19 protein-coding genes are annotated in these 17,948 nt (G+C 55.7%); 9 read left to right on the plus strand and 10 right to left on the minus strand.

The features are described 5' to 3' along the window. Nucleotides 1–27: 27 nt before the first annotated feature. From EAE_RS25685 to EAE_RS18605, 4 genes are all read left to right on the plus strand, one after another. A complete protein-coding gene (locus EAE_RS25685; RefSeq protein WP_463732190.1) occupies nt 28–126 on the plus strand; it encodes a protein YdgV in 99 nt (32 codons plus the stop codon). 115 nt (nt 127–241) lie between these two features. Beyond that, the gene (gene mdtJ, locus EAE_RS18595) at nt 242–604 is read left to right on the plus strand and encodes a multidrug/spermidine efflux SMR transporter subunit MdtJ (protein WP_015705282.1); all 363 of its coding nucleotides are present in this window, start codon (nt 242–244) and stop codon (nt 602–604) included. Further along, nucleotides 591–920, plus strand: coding sequence for a multidrug/spermidine efflux SMR transporter subunit MdtI (mdtI, locus tag EAE_RS18600; protein WP_015366783.1), 330 nt, complete (start codon nt 591–593; stop codon nt 918–920). The genes mdtJ and mdtI overlap by 14 nt, the downstream gene beginning before the upstream one ends. A 101-nt stretch (nt 921–1,021) precedes the next feature. Continuing rightward, complete coding sequence (locus EAE_RS18605) at nt 1,022–3,178, plus strand: putative bifunctional diguanylate cyclase/phosphodiesterase (protein WP_015705283.1); 2,157 nt, start codon at nt 1,022–1,024, stop codon at nt 3,176–3,178. Here the strand turns inward: EAE_RS18605 and EAE_RS18610 are convergent, their stop codons facing one another. Continuing rightward, nucleotides 3,179–3,991 (minus strand): trypsin-like serine peptidase, encoded by an 813-nt coding sequence (locus EAE_RS18610; protein ID WP_015366781.1) that lies wholly within the window; start codon nt 3,989–3,991, stop codon nt 3,179–3,181. Nucleotides 3,992–4,644: 653 nt separating this feature from the next. Between EAE_RS18610 and EAE_RS18615 the strand changes: the two genes are divergently transcribed. Then, complete coding sequence (locus tag EAE_RS18615; RefSeq protein WP_015366779.1) at nt 4,645–4,902, plus strand: hypothetical protein; 258 nt, start codon at nt 4,645–4,647, stop codon at nt 4,900–4,902. A 6-nt stretch (nt 4,903–4,908) separates the two neighbouring features. Here the strand turns inward: EAE_RS18615 and ydgU are convergent, their stop codons facing one another. The 3 genes from ydgU to EAE_RS18625 all read right to left on the minus strand — a co-directional run bounded on the left by ydgU (nt 4,909) and on the right by EAE_RS18625 (nt 7,139). Then, nucleotides 4,909–4,992, minus strand: coding sequence for a small membrane protein YdgU (ydgU, locus tag EAE_RS25690; protein WP_095103248.1), 84 nt, complete (start codon nt 4,990–4,992; stop codon nt 4,909–4,911). Nucleotides 4,993–5,060: 68 nt separating this feature from the next. Then, nucleotides 5,061–5,480 carry an acid resistance repetitive basic protein Asr gene (asr, locus tag EAE_RS18620; protein ID WP_015366777.1) on the minus strand — a complete coding sequence of 140 codons (420 nt, stop codon included), beginning with the start codon at nt 5,478–5,480 and terminating at the stop codon, nt 5,061–5,063. A 171-nt stretch (nt 5,481–5,651) separates the two neighbouring features. Then, nucleotides 5,652–7,139 carry a carboxypeptidase M32 gene (locus tag EAE_RS18625; RefSeq protein WP_015705288.1) on the minus strand — a complete coding sequence of 496 codons (1,488 nt, stop codon included), beginning with the start codon at nt 7,137–7,139 and terminating at the stop codon, nt 5,652–5,654. Nucleotides 7,140–7,333: 194 nt separating this feature from the next. Here EAE_RS18625 and EAE_RS25610 point away from each other — a divergent pair, with 194 nt between their 5' ends. Further along, nucleotides 7,334–7,426, plus strand: coding sequence for a KPN_01571 family protein (locus EAE_RS25610; RefSeq protein WP_020078946.1), 93 nt, complete (start codon nt 7,334–7,336; stop codon nt 7,424–7,426). A gap of 35 nt (nt 7,427–7,461) precedes the next feature. On the opposite strand, the gene EAE_RS18630 is transcribed toward EAE_RS25610, so the two are convergent. After that, a complete protein-coding gene (locus EAE_RS18630) occupies nt 7,462–8,751 on the minus strand; it encodes an MFS transporter (RefSeq protein WP_071596080.1) in 1,290 nt (429 codons plus the stop codon). A gap of 92 nt (nt 8,752–8,843) precedes the next feature. Here EAE_RS18630 and EAE_RS18635 point away from each other — a divergent pair, with 92 nt between their 5' ends. The 3 genes from EAE_RS18635 (at nt 8,844) to bioD (ending at nt 11,914) form a co-directional block, all read left to right on the plus strand. Continuing rightward, nucleotides 8,844–9,746 carry a LysR family transcriptional regulator gene (locus EAE_RS18635; protein ID WP_015705289.1) on the plus strand — a complete coding sequence of 301 codons (903 nt, stop codon included), beginning with the start codon at nt 8,844–8,846 and terminating at the stop codon, nt 9,744–9,746. Between the two features lie 124 nt (nt 9,747–9,870). Next, entirely contained in the window at nt 9,871–11,091 is a 1,221-nt protein-coding gene (gene mlc, locus EAE_RS18640; protein ID WP_015366773.1) for a sugar metabolism global transcriptional regulator Mlc, read from the plus strand. Nucleotides 11,092–11,218: 127 nt separating this feature from the next. Beyond that, nucleotides 11,219–11,914, plus strand: a complete 696-nt coding sequence (gene bioD, locus EAE_RS18645) for a dethiobiotin synthase (protein WP_015366772.1) — start codon at nt 11,219–11,221, stop codon at nt 11,912–11,914. Here the strand turns inward: bioD and clcB are convergent. The 5 genes from clcB to ynfE form a co-directional block, all read right to left on the minus strand. After that, entirely contained in the window at nt 11,867–13,162 is a 1,296-nt protein-coding gene (clcB, locus tag EAE_RS18650) for a voltage-gated ClC-type chloride channel ClcB (protein ID WP_047079426.1), read from the minus strand. The genes bioD and clcB overlap by 48 nt on opposite strands. A 101-nt stretch (nt 13,163–13,263) precedes the next feature. After that, nucleotides 13,264–13,872, minus strand: a complete 609-nt coding sequence (gene dmsD / locus EAE_RS18655) for a Tat proofreading chaperone DmsD (protein ID WP_015705291.1) — start codon at nt 13,870–13,872, stop codon at nt 13,264–13,266. Between the two features lie 42 nt (nt 13,873–13,914). Then, nucleotides 13,915–14,772 carry a DmsC/YnfH family molybdoenzyme membrane anchor subunit gene (locus tag EAE_RS18660; protein WP_015705292.1) on the minus strand — a complete coding sequence of 286 codons (858 nt, stop codon included), beginning with the start codon at nt 14,770–14,772 and terminating at the stop codon, nt 13,915–13,917. A 1-nt stretch (nt 14,773) separates the two neighbouring features. After that, on the minus strand, nt 14,774–15,391 hold the full coding sequence (locus tag EAE_RS18665) for a DMSO/selenate family reductase complex B subunit (RefSeq protein ID WP_015705293.1): 618 nt from the start codon (nt 15,389–15,391) through the stop codon (nt 14,774–14,776). A gap of 10 nt (nt 15,392–15,401) precedes the next feature. Then, the gene (gene ynfE, locus EAE_RS18670) at nt 15,402–17,837 is read right to left on the minus strand and encodes a selenate/tellurate reductase subunit YnfE (RefSeq protein ID WP_015705294.1); all 2,436 of its coding nucleotides are present in this window, start codon (nt 17,835–17,837) and stop codon (nt 15,402–15,404) included. Nucleotides 17,838–17,948 lie beyond the last annotated feature (111 nt).

Raw genomic sequence — 17,948 nt, forward strand, 5'->3', positions numbered from 1 at the left:
AGCAACACCGCGGATAATTGTAATTTTATGAACAATCAGTTCAGCCTTTATTTTTCTACTCATCACGCATTACCTTTCATCCTTTCCCGATTTGCTGGCGAACAGCACTGGCGCTCCGCGCTATAGTCCCATTCTCTCTGCCTGAGCTGGCGCACCGCGCACGGCTAAAACTACGTCAGAATTTTTTCGGTTTACTCTCGTAAGCCGTCATGGATTGTATTCTCAAGCAGGAGAAGGGATTATGTTTTATTGGATTTTATTAGCCTTAGCTATCGTCGCTGAAATAACCGGCACGTTGTCTATGAAATGGGCAAGCGTCAGCGGCGGTCATACAGGTTATATTTTAATGCTGGCAATGATTGCGCTTTCCTATATTTTCCTGGCCTTCGCCGTTAAAAAAATTGCTCTCGGTGTGGCGTATGCGCTATGGGAAGGTATCGGTATTTTATTGATTACCGTATTCAGCGTGCTGCTGTTCGATGAAAGCCTGTCAGTGATTAAACTCGCCGGACTAGCAACGCTGGTCGCCGGGATCATACTGATTAAGTCCGGCACAAAAAAGGCGGTGAAACAGCGTGAGGAGACAGCTCATGCAACAGTTTGAGTGGATTCACGGCGCCTGGCTGGCGCTGGCTATCGTACTGGAAATAACCGCGAACGTATTGCTGAAATTTTCCGACGGCTTCCGTCGTAAGATCTACGGTATTCTGTCGCTGGCGGCGGTGTTAGGGGCCTTTAGCGCCCTGTCGCAGGCGGTAAAAGGTATCGACCTGTCCGTCGCTTATGCGCTGTGGGGCGGATTCGGGATTGCGGCCACCATTGCCGCTGGCTGGATCCTCTTTGGTCAGCGTCTGAACCATAAAGGTTGGGTTGGCGTCGTGCTGCTGGTGGCCGGTATGGTATTGATAAAACTGGCCTGATATGATGCCGCCTGCGTTCGCAGGCGGCAAATTCTGTTCTCTGTATTACGCTTAAAAAAGCAGATTCGGCATCTTTCTGTACGCCGCTATGAGGACAGCACATGATTCCTTTGCCTGGCTGGCGGAATATTCCCTCTGCCAAAATCCTTTCCATTCTGGTATTTCTTGCCGGCCTGGGCCTGGTCGTCTCTGTGATTTCTCTTTTCTATTTGTCGCAACATCTGGTCAGTATTAAAACTAATGAAATAGATAAACACCGTTCGATGCTTTCGGTAGAAGGCGCCGTGCAGACATCGGTGAACCGGGTGCTGTCATTGGTACTGGATAATTCGATTTGGGATGATGCGGTTAAACAAACCTATACGCCCCATCTTGATGCACACTGGCTGTATGATTCGTGGGGATCGGGTTTTAAGATTAATAATCTCTACGACGGCACTTTTATCCTGGATGAAAACTATCGCATCTTGTGGGGGGCTTTTCGCAGCGAGCCATTTACCGAATCCGATATTGGTTTTTTCGGCAGCGGGTTACAAACCCTTATCGAGCTGCACGCGGATGTGCTGAGACGCGGTAAAAATGCCTTTGCCGGAATCACCCGTACCCGCGCGGGCATTGCGTTTGTCGGTATCGGCTTGATTCGCCCGACAATCGGCCGCTTACCGATTTATGATAAAACCCGTCGCTATCTGGTGATTACCCGCCACATTAATCCAACCATGCTGGAAACCCTGGGGAACACTTTCCAGATTAATCGTCTGCATACGACGCAGTTTGCCGGCGAATACAGCGTACCATTACGCACAGAGGGCGGGGAGACGCTGGCCTATCTGAGCTGGCAACCGCGCCTTCCCGGTGCGGAAGCGGCGCGCGCCGCGTCAAACAGCATCAGGCTCATTGCCATTCTGGCGGCAAGTTTAATTTTGCTGTTTATCATGCTGAGTAGCCTGGGGCTTTACAAGCTGGCGCGCGGCGAACAGCAGGCGCGAAAAAATGCGCTGATCGATTGGCTGAGCCTTTTGCCGAACCGTCGGGCATTGATTGAACGTTTAAATGCGATGGGCGAATGCGGTAAGAATGAAATGCAGAGCGTGGTATTTATCGATCTCGATGGTTTTAAAGACGTCAACGATAACTACGGCCATGATACTGGCGACGCGCTGATTGCCCATATCGCCCGCGAATTACGCGATCGGGTTCCGGCGGGGGCGATGCTGGCGCGGATGGGCGGGGATGAATTCGCCATGACCATGAGCGGCGAACATGCGGTTAATCAGGCCTCAGCATTCGCCCTGGCGGTGCTCGAATTATTAAAAACTCCCGTTGCGCTCAGCGCCCGGAAAATATATATCAGCGCCAGTATTGGTATTGCCAGCGGGGTGCCGACGCAGTGTTCCAGTACTGAGTTGTTTCGCCGTGCGGATATGGCCATGTACCACGCGAAGAAAAGCGGTAAGGGAAGAGCGGCCTGGTATGATGACACCCTTAACGAAACGCGTCAGCACCAGCTGCACATTGAAAATGGTATCCGCGAAGGTCTCGAAAAAGGCGAATTTGATGTCTGGTATCAGCCGATCGTCAATGCCGAAACGCTGGTGATGGAAGGCGTAGAGGCCTTGCTGCGCTGGCCGCGACGTCCTGAAGGCCCGCTGGCGCCGGATGCTTTCATCCCCATTGCCGAAAGCAGCGGATTGATTTATGCCTTGGGCCAGTTTGCGCTGTCGCAAGCCTGTTACGATCTCGAGACGATGGGGGATTTACTCCTTTCCGTCAATATATCCCCGGCGCAGTTCCGCGACCCGGAATTCGAAACTCGGGTGATCCAAACCCTGGGACGCTGTCAGTTTCCTGCCCGCCGCCTGCAGCTTGAGGTAACCGAAAGCTACGTACTGGAAAACCCGGAGCGCGCTCGCGTGGCTATCGAGAACCTGAAATCGTTAGGTATCGCCGTCGCGCTGGATGATTTTGGCATTGGCTATTCCAGTATTGGTTATCTACGCAGCTGTCGTTTTGATAGCCTCAAGATTGATAAGTCGTTAGCCGGGGTGGTGGATGTCGACCCGCAGGCGGCAGAACTGGTGCGCGGCACGGTACGTATCGCTAATGCGCTGGGGATCACCGTGGTTGCTGAAGGGGTAGAAACTCAGCAGCAGCTGGCGCTGCTGCTGCGGGCGGGATGCGATCGACTTCAGGGATATTATTTCAGCCAACCGATGCCGATCGATTCATTGCTTCAACTGCGCCAGCAGCAGGGATAATCACTCGTTAGCCAGCGCTTCCAGCTTGTCGAGAAAACCGGTCACGGCAATAGCCCGGTTATCGGCGCGATAGCGATCTTTCGGTCCCGGCGCCGAGCTTTGCACTGCAATGACCTGCCAGCCGTTGTCCGTTTTTAACAGCAGCGGAGAACCGCTGTCGCCCGGTAGCGTATCGCATTGATGTGATAGAACTGAGGCTTGCGCCCATCCCGTCACCAGACAATCCTGGTGGCTATAGAGGCTATCCAGATGATCTTCCGGGTAGCCGGATTGCGTCACTTTGCGGTCCGTTGCTTTCAGCGCCGCGGTCAGCGCTTCTTTATCACCGCGAAACACAGGAACAGGCGTAATGCCGCCGGGCGCGTAGCGCAGGACGATCAGGCCAAAGTCCCAGGGGGCTGCGGAAGAGGGGACAATCCAGCCATCGCCGTCCGCTTTAAGCCGTTTGCCTAGCGATGGGTCGGTACGGCCGTCAATCCCGTGAATTTCATAGACCCAACTGCCCTTACGCGAGATAAAACGCAACGCAACGGCCTTGTCCGGCTTTCCTTTCGGCGGCTGCAGCAAACAGTGACCGGCGGTGAGGGCCAGATGCGGTGAAATCAGCGTTGCGGTACACAGATTACCACTGGCGGTTTCTAACTGGCCGATGGCATCCCAGGGGGAACTGGCCGGATCGCTGACCGCTTTACGATCGTCATGGCCGAAAAAAAGCGTTTTGATATCTTTCGCGCTCATGCCGTCATCATCGGCGTGAGCAAACAGGGGAAATACACAAAACGAACACAGTAATAACAGTACGTCTCTACGCATATCACTCTCTGGGGAGATAATTATGTCTATTGAAAGTAGCAGGAGATTTAAGTTTATGAAAGTTAAGAATAATTTTTATTAAGCCAAACGGCAGTTAAAATGACTCCTGAAGACATTTCATCTATGCAAGAACCATGTTAATTCAGATGGTTAACGCATTATCTCTGCTGTTGTCATTTCCGCAGAAAGCGGCGTGCAACGCAACATAATTCGTGTATCGGAACGTACGTAAAACGACGGCAAAATAATCACTTTGCCTTACAGGACATTCGCAAAGCGCAATTTTTCGAGGGTGTTTTAGTCGCCTTAAGATCGCAAAAGTTCATGGTCATTGGCGTTTTTTTACCATCTTCTCAATTATTTTCACTACGAAACATTTTCTCACTGTAAACATTGTCATTGGCGATTCCCGTTGAGTGAAATGTGAGGTTGACCCGGCCATCATAAGCGCAATGTCATTTCCCGTAGTGGGAGGGTGTATGTCTAAACAAGGTATTCGCGCATTAGTTTATGTTTCGCTGGTTTCTTTTTTTATGTGGGGAGCGATGGGCTATCTCGTGATTGAGGCGGTACGTGCCATGTAGCGTCACGCCAGCGCCACTGAGGTGGCGTTGGCTATAATATCTGTCAATGAATGCAAACTGGCGGATATGATGACTATCGATGAGAAGCAATTGCGGGCGATCATTACGGGGGAAAAAACCGAAGTGTCGCCCCCAGAACTGGCGAAGGAATTGCTGGCGGCGCGGGTAAAAATTGGCGAGCTGGAACGTCAACTGGCGACGCCGATTCGCTTACCTTTCTCCAGTGCGAGCCCGGTATGCGAAATTGAAGCGGGATATGCTGCGGGCGTCAGCGATTGCCGTCAGGCAATTCGTGAAGCCGGTTTTCCTATTGAGGGGGATGATTAGCGGCGCCTAATAGAGGAAAAAGCGGGTTGCCACCAGCGCGCATATTATCAGCAGTATCAGGATGAGCTCAAAACGATAGCGTCGCAGCATAGCGCTCTCCAGAAAAAAACGGCGCTTAAACAGCGCCGATTTATACAATACCAGACTAACCGAAACGATTATGCAGCCGGCTGAGCAGCAGGTTTAGCAGCGGTGTGTTTAGTGGTTTTGTGGTGTTTTTTCGCAGCCTGAGCTTTCTGCGCTACTGGTTTAGCGGCAGTTTTGTGGTGCTTTTTGGCAGCCTGGGCTTTCTGTGCAGCCGGTTTAGTGGCGGCTTTGTGGTGTTTTTTCGCAGCCTGAGCTTTTTGCTCTACAGCGGGTTTCGCCGCGGCTTTTTTGTGTTTCTTGGCTGCCTGGGCTTTCTGTTCTGCAGCCGGTTTGGCGGCAGCTTTGTGATGTTTTTTATGGTGAGTTGTCTTGGCAGTGGTGCTGTGAGTTGCAGCAGCAGGTGCCTGAGTGGTGCTTGCTGCATCAGCAGCGAAAGCAGCGGAAGACAGACCCATAGCAGCGGCAACGACCAGAGCTAATACTTTTTTCATTCTGATATCCTCGAAAAGGTTTCTTCATTTCAACCCCACTGCGGGGCCGTTGAAGTAACTATATGCTTGTCTTTTCGAGCTTTCCGTGAGTGTTTGGTATCGGCGTGTAACCATATGTACAACGCGAAGCGAACGGGTATAACGCGCCGGAGCAGGCCCCGGCGCGCAGGCTTAGAGATAACGCGCGGTAAGATGCTGGCGGAAATACTCACCGTTGAGATCTTCGCCGGTGGCATTCTTAATCAGCTGCGAAGTGGTAAAGCGGCTGCCGTGTTGCCAGATATTTTGCCGCAACCAGTCGAACAGAGCGTTAAAATCGCCGCCGGCGATATCCTGTGCGAGATTCGGTAACGCGCGTCTGGCGGCCGCCATTAACTGTGCGGCGTACATCGCCCCCAGCGTATAGGAAGGGAAATAGCCGAAACCGCCATCGGTCCAGTGAATATCCTGCATACAGCCGTCGCGATAGTTGCCGAGGGTCGAAATACCCAGCCAGCTCTGCATTTTCTCGTCCCACAGGGCGGGAATATCGTCTACTTCAATATCGCCGTCGATCAGCGCCCGCTCGATTTCATAGCGCAGAATGACGTGCGCCGGGTAGCTGACTTCGTCGGCATCGACGCGAATGAAGCCCGGCTTCACGCGCTGGTTCCAGGCGATAAAGTTTTCCGCGCTGAACGCCGGCTGGTCGCCAAAGCGCTGATGCACGGCGGGCAGCAGGCGGTTGAGGAAGGCTTCGCTGCGGCCAAGCTGCATTTCGAAGAACAGACTCTGAGATTCGTGAATCGCCGTTGAGCGAGCCAGCCCAACCTGCTGATCGAGCCAGTTACGCGGGAGGTTCTGTTCATAGCGCGCGTGGCCGGTTTCGTGGATCACGCCAAATAGCGCGCTGAGTAGATCGTTTTCGTTATAACGGGTGGTAATACGAACGTCCTCAGGCACGCCGCCGCAGAAGGGGTGTGCGCTAATATCCAGGCGGCCGCCATCAAAATCAAAGCCTAAAACCCGCATTGCTTCCAGCCCCAGCTCGCGCTGGTCGGTGATGGCGAAGGGCCCCTGTGGCTCGAGCAGCGTCTTCTGCGCTTGCTTATCGACGACGTTTGCCAGCAGCGACGGCAGCCAGGATTTCAGATCGGCGAATAGCACGTCAAGACGCGCGCTGGTCATATCGGGTTCGAAAATATCCAGCAGGGCATCATAACGTGAACAGCCTTTCGCATCGGCACGGATCTGCGCCTCTTCGCGGCTGAGCTTAACGACCTCGCGCAGGTTTTCGGCAAACCCCTGCCAGTCATTAGCCGGGCGCTGGCTGCGCCAGGCGTGTTCGCAGCGGCTGCCGGCCAGCGATTTCGCTTCCACCAGGCTTTCCGGCAGTAGCGCCGCTTGCTGGTACTGGCGGGTCATTTCGCGCAGGTTAGCCTGTTCCAGATCGTTAAGATCTTCCTGCAGGGCGTTTTCCAGCCATTCACCAACCTTCTTATCGGTCAAAATTTGGTGCTGCAGCACCCCGAGCTCCGCCAGCGCTTCGCCGCGCGCGCGGCTGCCGCCGGGCGGCATCATGGCGAACATATCCCAGCCGGCGATGGCGGCAAGGTGAGAGAAGCGGGAGAGCCGTTGGAAAGTGCGGGTGAGCTGCTGATAGTTTTTGTTGTCAGTCATAGTCTCTGCTGGCCTGTGGCGAGTGAAATAAATCTGTTGTCAGTGGGTACACTAGCGCGTCGGGGTGATTTGGTCGAGTCGCTGGAACGACATTTTGCGTGTATCGAAAAATGCGCATGTGATAACCATAACGGACGGTGCGCTTCGCCAGCGGCTACACTGAAAACAGGCGCTGGCTGTCAGCGGAGGCGAGTATGAATCCGTTCACGTGGGTGTTTTTCGCACTGCTTTCTATGGATGCTCTCAGAGAACTGTTGGGGTTACCATCGGTACTCGGGCTGTGGTGAACGGACGTGACCAATAAGGTCACGTCGTTTAACGATTATTTCAGGCGGTTGTGCAAACAGGCGCCGGTCAGCAGCGCGGCCATTAACAGCAGGGCGATAAAGCCGCCGACGCCATTCCAGCCGTAATGATGCCAGAAGACCCCACCGAGCGTCCCCGCAATACTTGAGCCAAGATAGTAGCTGAACAGGTACAACGAGGATGCCTGGCCGCGCGCGCGACGCGCCCGTGGTCCGATCCAACTGCTGGCGACCGAGTGCGCGGCAAAAAAGCCGGCGGAGAACAGCAGCATGCCGATGAAAATCAGCCACAGCGGCGAGAATAGCGTCATCAGCAGGCCAAACAGCATCACCGCAATAAAGAACAACATTACTGGACCGCGGCCATAGCGCACCGTCAGCGCGCCGGCTTTTGGCGAACTCCAGGTCCCGGTCAGGTAAGCAACCGACAGCAGGCCAACCACCGCCTGATTCAGCGACCATGGCGACATCATCAAACGGTAGCCAATATAGTTAAACAGGGTCACAAATGCGCCCATCAGCAGGAAGCCTTCGAGGAACAACAGCGGCAGGCCGCGATCGCGCCAGTGCAGATGGAAGTTAATCAGCAGCGTTTTCGGTTTCAACGAAATAGGGCGGAAGTGGCGTGACTCCGGAAGAATACGCCAGAACATAATGGCCGCCGCGAGGGCGAAGGCGCTTATCACCGCCAGCGCCACGCGCCAGCCGAAGAAATCGGTAAAGACCCCGGTGAGCAGGCGGCCGCTCATGCCGCCTATAGAGTTACCGCTGATATAAAGCCCCATTGAAAACGCCACCACGCTTGGGTGGATCTCCTCGCTAAGATAAGTCATCCCTACGGCGGCTACGCCGCTGAGCGACAGGCCGATCAACGCGCGCATGATCAGAATACCGTGCCAGCTGGTCATCATCGTTGATAATAATGAGCAACACGCCGCCAACAGTAAGGCGGTGACCATTACCGGTTTACGGCCAATGGCATCCGACAGCGGGCCGGTAAATAGCAGGCCGATGGCGAGCATCGCGGTGGAAATCGATAACGAAATACTGCTGCTGGCCGGGCTTACGCCGAACTCGCCTGACAGCACCGGCAGAATGGGCTGCACGCAATAGAGCAGGGCGAAGGTGGCCAGTCCGGCGGAAAATAGCGCCAGGGTGACGCGGATAAACGCCGGGGTGCCACGTTTAATAAATTGATTTGGCTGGGAAGCGACCTTATCCCTGACATCGCTCGCCGGCGCGGTGTCAGCGGTTGTTGTGTTACTCACGGAGAATTCCTTGCTTATATACAGCTGGATTACAAACAAACTGATGTGACCATTCAGCTCACATTTTTAGGGTATAAAATTGTAAATATTCCGTCTAATATATTAATAATCTCAAATAAGACGTTTTAAATATGAATATCGAGCTGCGTCATCTGCGTTACTTTGTCGCCGTGGCGGAAGAGCTGCATTTTGGCCGCGCGGCGGCGCGCCTGAATATCTCTCAACCGCCGTTAAGCCAGCAAATTCAGATTCTCGAACAACAGATTGGCGCGCGGCTGTTTGCCCGCACTAATCGCAGCGTCAGCCTGACGGCGGCGGGAGTGCAGTTCCTCGCCGATAGCCGACAAATACTGACGCAGGTTGAAGATGCCGCCGCTCGCGCCGGGCGCCTGCACCACGGCGAAACCGGTGAACTGCGTATCGGCTTCACCTCGTCGGCGCCATTTATCAAAGCGGTTTCCGATACGCTTTCCACTTTTCGTCGCCGCTTTCCCGATGTCCATATCCAGACCCGCGAAACCAACACCCGCGAACAGATCGTGCCGCTGAATGAAGGGGCGCTTGACCTTGGCCTGATGCGCAACACGCAGCTGCCGGATACCTTGTGCTGGGAAAGGGTGCTGCGCGAACCGCTACTGGCGATGGTGCCCAGCGATCATCCCCTGGCCCGTCAGCAATCGGTGAGTCTGCTTGAGCTGGCGCGCGAGCCGTTTGTCTTTTTCGATCCGCACGTTGGTACCGGCCTGTATGACGATATTCTCGGATTGATGCGCCGCTACGATACCACGCCCGTTATCACCCAGGAGGTCGGCGAGGCAATGACCATCATTGGCCTTGTGGCTTCAGGTCTTGGGGTATCGATCCTACCGGCCTCGTTTAAGCGGGTGCAGTTAAATGAAATGCGCTGGCTGCCGATTAGTGAACCCGATGCGGTGTCGGAAATGTGGCTGGTGTGGGCCAAACACCGTGAACAGGGTCTGGCGGCGCAGCGCTTTCGCGATTATCTTCTCGCTGCCGCCGCCCTGGCGAATTAAGACAAAAACGGGGTAAAAATGTGCGGCAAATCACAAGGCTAAGTAAAAATTTGACGTGCACCATCGAAGTGCTTCACCATAGCCAAAAGTTTATTTCGAAGCGCGAAAATAAAGGGAGTCAACGGTGGTAGCGGACAGTCAACCAGGCCATATCGATCAAATAAAGCAGACTAATGCTGGCGCGGTATATCGCCTGATTGATCAGCTTGGCCCGGTGTCGCGTATCGACCTTTCCCGATTTGCGCAACTGGCGCCGGCCAGCATTACCAAAATTGTTCGCGAGATGCTGGAAGCGCACCTGGTGCAGGAGACCGAAATCCAGGAGCCGGGGAGCCGCGGCCGCCCGGCGGTCGGGCTGATGGTTGAAACGGAAGCCTGGCATTATTTGTCGTTGCGCATCAGCCGGGGGGAAATCCACCTGGCGCTGCGCGATCTGAGCAGCAAGCTGGTGGTGGAAGAACAACTGGAACTGCCGCTGCAGCATGCGCAACCGCTGCTGACGCGGATCATCGAACATATCGACCAGTTTTTTATTCGCCATCAGCACAAGCTCGAACGACTTACCGCAATCGCCATCACCTTGCCGGGGATCATTGATACTGAAAACGGTATCATTCACCGAATGCCGTTTTATGATGACGTGAAAGATATGCCGCTCGGTGAGGCTCTGGCTAATCACACCGGAGTGTCGGTCTATATACAGCACGATATCAGCGCCTGGACCATGGCCGAATCGTTGTTTGGCGCCTCGCGGGGGGCGCGCGACGTCATCCAGGTGGTAATCGACCACAACGTCGGCGCGGGAGTGATCACCGATGGCCGCCTGTTGCACGCCGGCAGCAGCAGCCTGGTGGAGATCGGCCACACCCAGGTTGACCCTTATGGTAAACGCTGCTATTGCGGCAATCACGGCTGCCTGGAAACCATCGCCAGCGTCGAAAGCGTGCTGGAACTGGCGCAGATGCGCATGGCAAAATCCATGAGCTCTATGCTGCATCAACAGCAGTTGAGCGTTGAATGGTTATGTCAGGCGGCGCAGCAGGGCGATTTACTGGCGCGGGATATCATTACCGGCGTTGGCGCTCATGTAGGGCGTATTCTGGCTATCATGGTCAATCTGTTTAACCCGCAAAAAATCCTTATTGGTTCGCCGTTCAATCAGGCGTCTGATATTTTGTTTCCGGCAATTTCTGACTGTATTCGGCAACAGGCGCTACCGGCATATAGTCGTCATATCGCGGTTGAGAGTACCCAGTTCTCAAACCGCGGAACGATGGCTGGCGCGGCTTTGGTGAAAGACGCCCTCTATAACGGATCGCTCCTTATCCGACTGTTACAGGGTTAACATTTTTTCATAGTCGCACCAAAAATTGCGCTATCTCAATCTGGGCCCCGACGGCTTCGCGTAGACTTTTCCCACTGTTGATTATTTCTCTTATGTATTTTTCGTATACACAACTTTGGGGTTAGTGATGTTTAAGCGTTTCTTTATAACAGGTACTGACACTGCTGTCGGGAAGACGGTAGTATCCCGCGCGCTGCTGCAGGCACTTGCTGCCAGCGGTAAAAGCGTCGCCGGGTATAAGCCTGTGGCGAAGGGCAGCAAAGAGACGCCGGAAGGACTGCGTAACAAAGATGCGCTGGTATTACAGAGCGTGTCGACGCTGTCGCTGCCGTATGATGCTGTCAATCCCATCGCGTTAAGCGAAGAAGAAAGCAGCGTGGCGCACAGCTGCCCGATCAACTACGGTTTACTCAGTGACGGCCTGCAGCAGCTCAGCGGCAGAGTGGATCATGTCGTAGTGGAAGGTACCGGCGGCTGGCGCAGCCTGATGAACGACTTACGCCCGCTCTCCGAGTGGGTAGTGCAGGAACAACTGCCGGTAGTGTTGGTGGTGGGCATTCAGGAAGGGTGTATCAACCATGCTCTGTTGACCGCTCAGGCGATCGCCAACGATGGTCTGCCGTTAATCGGCTGGGTCGCCAACCGCATTAACCCAGGCCTTGCGCACTACGCTGAAATCATCGACGTGCTGAGCAAAAAGCTGCCCGCGCCGCTGATTGGCGAGCTGCCTTATCTGCCGCGCGCCGAACAGCGCGAACTCAGCCAGTATGTTGACTTAGACGTGCTCGGCAACGTGATGGCGATAGATCGAATCCCGGCGTAACGTTCGCGACACTACCGAAGCCAGTACACAGGCGATCAATAAACCGGGCAGCAGCACATACTGCCCGGTCATCTCACAAATCATCAGCGTCGACATCATCGGCGCATGCGTTGTCGCGGCGAGAAACGCCGCCATTCCGGTTAACCCAATCATAATCGCTATGTTCTGATCGTTATCTAACCACAGCCCGCTAAAAGTGGCGAATAGCATTCCTATTGCCAGCCCGACGAATAGCGTCGGGGTAAAGACGCCGCCCGGCGCGCCGGAGCCGCTGCTGGCCAGCACCGCCAACAGCTTACAGACAAAGACGATGATAATGACGCTAAATAGCGGCGGCGATAGCAGATAGCTTTGCACCACGCTATAACCATTGCCCCATACTGCCGGGGTAATAAGCGATAACATGCCGACGATGAGTCCCCCCAGCGCCAGCTGCCACGGCGGCGACAGTTTCAGCCGGACGAAACCACGGTGGCTGTAGCCCATCAGCCAGATGAACAGCGGCCCGCACAGACCGGTCAGCAGGCCGGTTGCCAGCATTAAACCGTAATGCAGCGCGGTCAGGTTTTGTTGCAAGACGACGTGGTACAGCGGCGCGGCGCCGCCATTGAGTAAATTGGTCAGCAGCAGGGCGATCACCGCTGAAATGACCACCGGCCCGAGCGAGGCCAGCATCAGGGTGCCGAAGAGGATTTCGGCGATAAACAGGCTCCCCGCCAGCGGCGCATGATAGGCGCTGGCCATCCCGGCGGCGGCGCCGCAGGCGACCCACAGCTTCCATTCAGCGCGCGGGGTAAAACGGCGGGCAAACAGCGAGGCGGCCAGCGCGGCCAGCAGGATCATGGCCCCTTCGCGGCCAATGGCGCTGCCGGTCACGACCACCAGCAGCGATGCCAGCGATTTGACGAGGCTTGCCGGCGTATCGAAACAGCCATCGCCGGTTTCCAGCGCTTCCATGTAATCGGTCGGGGCGTGCGGACGCGACACGTTGCGCCGTTGCCATAACCAGAGTAATGTCCCCGCCGCGATTCCGCCAAGCGCCGGCGTCAGCAGCCGACGCCACCACGGTAGCGACTGCGCGGCGTTCACCAGACTGCCGCTATCATTACCGAGAAATAAAGTTTCCAGTGCCACCATCGAGTGGCGAAACAGCGCCACGGCCAGCGCCGCAAAGATGCCGACGAGCGTGGCGATGATCAGGCGACGGAACATCACCTGCACATCAGGGTAGTTATGAAGACGATGCATTAGCGGGAATGAAATTGGGAGTCATAGCGTTATTGTGATAGGGAATAACCTTAGATGCAAAAGCTATAAGTGCCGCGCCGGGGATCGACGCGGCGGGTGAGTTAACGATACAGCTGCTTTTCCGCCACCGCGATGGGCAAATATTCCTGCCAGTTAGCCAGCGTCGACTGCGCCAGTTGGCCCAGCGCCCGATAGAACGGATGCCCGGCGTTTTCCATAAAGACGCTCAGAAAACGCCCGGACCACGGCAGTAGATGCCAGGCCAGCAGTTGCGCAAACAACTCATCCTGATTTGTTTCACACAGCCATGCGGCCAGCAGCAGCAGTGTTCCGAAGTGGTCTTCGGGTTCGTTGCGCTCAAGATCCAGCGCAATACCGCTGGTGCGCATCCACTCGCGCAGCGCAAGCGTTGAGTCGCCGAATAACACCGACTCTTTATCCAGCCACACCGAACCCCACGGCGGAGCGGGAAGCGCCCATGGACCGATAAACAGACGCTGCCAGGCTTGCGGCAGCGCCTCGTCGCTGCTGGCGGCGAATTCCATTGCCAGTGAATCGGAGACCGGGAACGGCCACTGCGGCTGCCAGCTACCATCGAGAAAAGCGGCGACCAGCGGCGCGTTTTGCTCGCTATTCGGCGCATAAGAGAACAGCGCGCCCAGCGTGCGGGCGCTTAGTGCGACGGCGTCGCGATTTGGGATCTGCATCATTACCCTATTCCTTACTGCGGCGCGCACAGGCGCGCCGTCTTGTTAACCCGCAACCGCCATACCCACGGTCATATGCAGGCCATAAAACAGGCCGCGGCCTATACACTCCGCGACTAAAACCATTATCAGCCCGATCAATAACCCGGCGGCGCGCGGCGGCTGGCGGCGGATCAGCGGACACAGCCAGCAGCCGAGACCGAGCGCCAGCAGGATCAGCCGTAGAACCTGTAGTCTGCCGTAATCCGGTAGCAGGGCGTTCGCCTGTTGTACTGAACTGTGGATCGTGCCGAGATCCGCGCTTTGCAAGACAACAACGGCCACGCTGATGATGAGTGCGGCCACGCTAATAGCGGCAAAAAACCAGCCGTTGAAATCGACTTTCGCCAGCTTTAGCAGCAGGGCAGCGAACAGCGGACCGGCGAGCAGTACCGTCAGGAAGAACGCGCTGGTGGTGTAGCCATTGTACCACGTTGGCACGGTGTCAATTTGGTAGACCCGGGTCATCGCCATCACAAATAGCAGCCCCAGCAACATGGTGAGAAACAACCAGATTTTGCCAAGTGCCGAGGGCATTTTTCCCACCGCCGCCAATAGCCACCAGAATCCGCCGACGATGAAGAAGAGGGTGCCGCTGGCGATTTCATTACTGAGCGCTGAAGCGCCAACGCGGTTCAATGAGTTAAATGCCCGTAGCGGCGAGCCGAGATGCATGACAGAAGCAAGAAAACCTATTCCCATCAATAGCCAGATAAAGAACATGCTGCGCACCAGCCGCTCTCGCGCTTCGCGCTGATCGCAGAGCGACACCCAGCCCAGGCCGCTGACAATAACCGCGCCAGCTACGCATTGCCCCAGTACCGTAAACAGAACCAGCGGCCATTCATGCCATCCATTTCCCATTTTAGACCTCCTTCGGATTGGCCAGATAGCCGGTGGTATCGCCGCATGGACGGCTGTTGGCGTTTGGTTTTATCACAATGCTCGGCCTGGTGAAGTGCGCCGACGGCAGCGGCGCCACGGCGGCCAGTTGGCCGTGCTTTTCACGCAGTTCGGCAATCGGCCCGAAGTCCAGCGCCCGCAGCGGGCAGGACTCGACGCAAATCGGTTTCTTGCCTTGTGCGACGCGTTCGTGACAGCCGTCGCATTTGGTCATATGCCCTTTAGCGGCGTTGTACTGCGGCGCGCCATACGGGCAGGCCATATGGCAGTAGCGACAGCCAATGCACACCTCTTCATTGACCACCACAAAACCATCTTCGCGCTTGTGCATCGCTCCGCTCGGGCAGACCTTGGTGCACGCCGGGTCTTCGCAGTGGTTACAGGCGATGGAAAGGTAGTAGGCAAAAACGTTCTGATTCCAGACGCCGTTGTCCTCCTGCCAGTCGCCGCCGGCATACTCATAGATACGACGGAAGCTGACGTCCGGCGTCAGGTTCTTGTAGTCTTTACAGGCCAGCTCGCAGGTTTTGCAACCGGTGCAACGGGCGGAATCGATAAAAAATCCGTATTGAGCGCTCATGGTTTACTCCTTAAACCTTCTCGATTTCGACCAGGTTGGTATGCTGCGGGTTTCCCTTCGCCAGCGGTGAAGGCCGGTGGGTGGTGAGGGTATTCATGCAGGCGCCGTGGTCGACGCGATCGCCAGCCATATTGGCATCGTGCCATGCTCCCTGACCCATCGCCGTTACCCCAGGCATAATACGCGGCGTAACTTTTGCCGGAATACGCAGTTCGCCGCGCTGATTAAAGACGCGCACCATGTCGCCGTTTTTAATCCCACGTTTTTCGGCATCGATGGGGTTAAGCCACACTTCCTGGCGGCAGGCCGCTTGTAAGACATCGACGTTGCCGTAGCTGGAGTGGGTACGCGCCTTATAATGGAAGCCAAACATTTGCAGCGGGAATTGGCTGCGCAACGGATCGTCCCAGCCTTCAAAGGTGGAGGCATAGACCGGCAGCGGGCTAATGACTTCGTCTTTTTCCAGTTGCCAGCGGGCGGCAATATCGGCGAGGCGGCTGGAGTAAATCTCAATTTTGCCGGAGGGGGTTTTTAGCGGATTCGCTTCAGGGTCGCGACGGAAATCGCGATAGGCGACGAAATGGCCGTTCGGGTCTTTACGCTTGTAAATGCCCATTTTCTTGAGCTCGTCATAACCCGGCAGCGCCGGATCTTTGGCGACCATTTTGGCGTACAGATACTGTAACCACTGCTCCTGAGTTCGTCCTTCGGTGAAGCGCTGATGCACATCGTCGCCAAGGCGTTTTGCCACTTCACTTAAGATCCAGTAGATAGGTTTGCGTTCGAACTTCGCCGTGGTGGCGGGCTGGATGAAAATCAGATAGCCCATATTGCCGGCATAGTCGTTAGGGATGATATCTTCCTGTTCTACGGTCATCAGGTCCGGCAGCAGAATATCGGCATATTTTGCCGACGAGGTCATAAAGTTTTCGATAACCACGACCATCTCGCATTTGCTCTCGTCCTGCAGGATATCGTGGGTTTTATTGATGTCGGAATGCTGGTTAATGATGGTGTTGCCAGCATAGTTCCACAGGAATTTAATAGGGACCGCCAGCTTCTCTTTGCCGCGCACGCCGTCGCGGGTGGCGGTCATCTCCGGCCCGCGAGCGATAGCGTCGGTCCAGCTAAAGCAGGAGATGGCGGTTTTTACCGGATTCTCCAGCACCGGCAGGCGCTCAATGGTGATGGTATAGGTCGATTCGCGGGCGCCGCTGTTACCCCCGTTAATGCCGACGTTGCCGGTTAAAATCGGCAGCATGGCGATAGCGCGCGCGGAGAGTTCGCCGTTCGCCTGGCGCTGCGGGCCCCAGCCCTGGCAGATATAGGCGGGTTTGGTCATACCAATTTCGCGCGCCAGCTTAATGATGCGATCGGCGGGAATACCGGTAATACGCGAGGCCCACTGCGGTGTCTTGGCGGTAGCGTCGTCCCCCTGGCCGAGAATATAGGCTTTATAGTGGCCGTTGGCCGGGGCATCGGCCGGCAAGGTTTTCTCATCGTAGCCGATGCAGTATTTATCGAGGAACGGCTGATCGACCAGATTTTCGTTAATCAATACCCAGGCGATACCGGCGACCAGCGCGGCATCGGTACCGGGACGAATCGGGATCCACTCATCTTCGCGCCCGGCCGCGGTATCGGTATAGCGTGGGTCGATGACGATCATACGGGCGTTAGAGCGCTCACGCGCCTGCTCCAGGTACCAGGTGATGCCGCCGCCGCTCATGCGGGTTTCCGCCGGGTTATTGCCGAACATCACCACCAGTTTACTGTTTTCAATATCCGAGGTGCTGTTGCCGTCGTTGCTACCGTAGGTATAGGGCATGGCGCAGGCGATCTGCGCCGTACTGTAGGTACCATACTGGTTAAGCGATCCGCCGTAGCAGTTCATCAGCCGCATTACCGGCGAGGCGGAAGGGGAAGAGCGGGTCATATTGCCGCCGACAATTCCGGAAGAGTAGTTAATATAGACCGCTTCGTTGCCGTACTCTTTTACCACGCGTTTCAGACTTTCGGCGATGGTATCCAGCGCTTCGGTCCAACTAATGCGCTCGAATTTTCCTTCGCCGCGTTTGCCGACGCGTTTCATTGGGTAGTTTAGACGATCGGGGTGGTTGATACGCCGGCGAATAGAGCGCCCGCGCAGGCAGGCGCGAACCTGATGATCGCCGTAGATATCGTGGCCGGTATTATCGGTTTCCACCCACACCACTTCGTCGTCGCGGACGTGCAGGCGTAGCGCGCAGCGACTGCCGCAGTTAACCGAGCAGGCCCCCCATACGGTTTTTTCTTCTGCTCCGGTGGCTTGCTGCACGGCGGCGGCCGCGGCGCGTAGACTGAACGGCAGCGACAGACCGCCGGCAGCCAGGGCCAGTGAACCGATTGCTGAGGATTTTATGAGGTTGCGACGGCTGACGCCGCCGGAATGTTCTGGGTAGGACATTGTGCTCACTCCATGATTTTTATTATGCGAAATGCCGCTGGCAACAGCGTGGTTGCTGGCGCATGGGTGAGGAATAATACTTAAATAGGGGTAGGCGAATCTTATCTCCGG

Origin of the sequence: Klebsiella aerogenes KCTC 2190 (assembly GCF_000215745.1) — a bacterium.
GTDB lineage: Bacteria > Pseudomonadota > Gammaproteobacteria > Enterobacterales > Enterobacteriaceae > Klebsiella > Klebsiella aerogenes.

What these genes read in the sequence shown, in the direction of transcription:
- EAE_RS25685 (WP_463732190.1), top strand. Translation starts at nt 28, where the DNA reads ATGAACAATCAGTTCAGCCTTTATTTTTCTACTCATCACGCATTACCT.
- mdtJ (WP_015705282.1), top strand. Translation starts at nt 242, where the DNA reads ATGTTTTATTGGATTTTATTAGCCTTAGCTATCGTCGCTGAAATAACC.
- mdtI (WP_015366783.1), top strand. Translation starts at nt 591, where the DNA reads ATGCAACAGTTTGAGTGGATTCACGGCGCCTGGCTGGCGCTGGCTATC.
- EAE_RS18605 (WP_015705283.1), top strand. Translation starts at nt 1,022, where the DNA reads ATGATTCCTTTGCCTGGCTGGCGGAATATTCCCTCTGCCAAAATCCTT.
- EAE_RS18610 (WP_015366781.1), bottom strand. Translation starts at nt 3,991, where the DNA reads ATGCGTAGAGACGTACTGTTATTACTGTGTTCGTTTTGTGTATTTCCC.
- EAE_RS18615 (WP_015366779.1), top strand. Translation starts at nt 4,645, where the DNA reads ATGACTATCGATGAGAAGCAATTGCGGGCGATCATTACGGGGGAAAAA.
- ydgU (WP_095103248.1), bottom strand. Translation starts at nt 4,992, where the DNA reads ATGCTGCGACGCTATCGTTTTGAGCTCATCCTGATACTGCTGATAATA.
- asr (WP_015366777.1), bottom strand. Translation starts at nt 5,480, where the DNA reads ATGAAAAAAGTATTAGCTCTGGTCGTTGCCGCTGCTATGGGTCTGTCT.
- EAE_RS18625 (WP_015705288.1), bottom strand. Translation starts at nt 7,139, where the DNA reads ATGACTGACAACAAAAACTATCAGCAGCTCACCCGCACTTTCCAACGG.
- EAE_RS25610 (WP_020078946.1), top strand. Translation starts at nt 7,334, where the DNA reads ATGAATCCGTTCACGTGGGTGTTTTTCGCACTGCTTTCTATGGATGCT.
- EAE_RS18635 (WP_015705289.1), top strand. Translation starts at nt 8,844, where the DNA reads ATGAATATCGAGCTGCGTCATCTGCGTTACTTTGTCGCCGTGGCGGAA.
- bioD (WP_015366772.1), top strand. Translation starts at nt 11,219, where the DNA reads ATGTTTAAGCGTTTCTTTATAACAGGTACTGACACTGCTGTCGGGAAG.
- clcB (WP_047079426.1), bottom strand. Translation starts at nt 13,162, where the DNA reads ATGCATCGTCTTCATAACTACCCTGATGTGCAGGTGATGTTCCGTCGC.
- dmsD (WP_015705291.1), bottom strand. Translation starts at nt 13,872, where the DNA reads ATGATGCAGATCCCAAATCGCGACGCCGTCGCACTAAGCGCCCGCACG.
- EAE_RS18660 (WP_015705292.1), bottom strand. Translation starts at nt 14,772, where the DNA reads ATGGGAAATGGATGGCATGAATGGCCGCTGGTTCTGTTTACGGTACTG.
- EAE_RS18665 (WP_015705293.1), bottom strand. Translation starts at nt 15,391, where the DNA reads ATGAGCGCTCAATACGGATTTTTTATCGATTCCGCCCGTTGCACCGGT.
- ynfE (WP_015705294.1), bottom strand. Translation starts at nt 17,837, where the DNA reads ATGTCCTACCCAGAACATTCCGGCGGCGTCAGCCGTCGCAACCTCATA.